General features: G+C 63.5%; 1 protein-coding gene. It reads left to right on the forward strand.

Features of this window, described 5'->3' with window-relative positions:
* Nucleotides 1-340, forward strand: a 340-nt coding sequence (locus CNE01S_RS25585; RefSeq protein ID WP_061279253.1) for a hypothetical protein, incomplete at its 5' end; no start/stop codon positions are given.
* Nucleotides 341-677: the final 337 nt, after the last annotated feature.

Genomic DNA, 677 nt, shown 5'->3' on the forward strand with positions numbered 1-677 from the left:
GCTGGCCAACGAGAAGAAAGCCCGCGCCGATGAGCGGCAACAACTGGCGGAAAAAGGCCAGCAGGCGCTGCTGGATGTCCGCGAGCGGGAACACCAGGAGCAGGTCCGGGCCGATGGGCTGGCAGGCCAGCTTGCGGACCGGGAGCAGCAGCTACAGCAGGCGCAGCAGTTGCTGAGCCTCAATATTCAGAAGGCGGTCAGCGATGACAATCAGGCATCTCAGCAGGGCTCTCAGTGTGGTTATAACGGGCTCGGCCCTCGCAGCCTGCAGCTCTACGGGCAGGCCCTCGGATACGCCGGTGGTGGTGACCCCGGCCCCGGTGATACAGCAGGCCATTAAGCCCCCGCGCGAGATGGTTACTGCGGCCCCGATGCCCCCGGCTCCCTCTGCGTATGCCGGAGGGGCGAAGGGCCTGCCCCCGGCCGCTTTACTGCGCCATGCCGCGGATTACGGCGCATGGTGCCAGACGAACGCCGCGAAGCTGCGGGCCCTGGATGTATTTTTCTGGCCGGAAGGCCATAAGGACTGAACATGGAAATCTCTAACACCGTCATTCAGGGGGCCATCACGCTGCTGTTCAGCGTGGTGTCCTTCGGGCTCAGTATCTGGGTCCGCAACCTGACGACCACCATTGAAAAGCTGCGTGATGGCCAGGCAGAAATGCATCTGCTGTTCC

This window comes from Cedecea neteri NBRC 105707 = ATCC 33855, from assembly GCF_001571265.1.
In the GTDB taxonomy this organism is placed as follows: Bacteria; Pseudomonadota; Gammaproteobacteria; order Enterobacterales; family Enterobacteriaceae; genus Cedecea; species Cedecea neteri.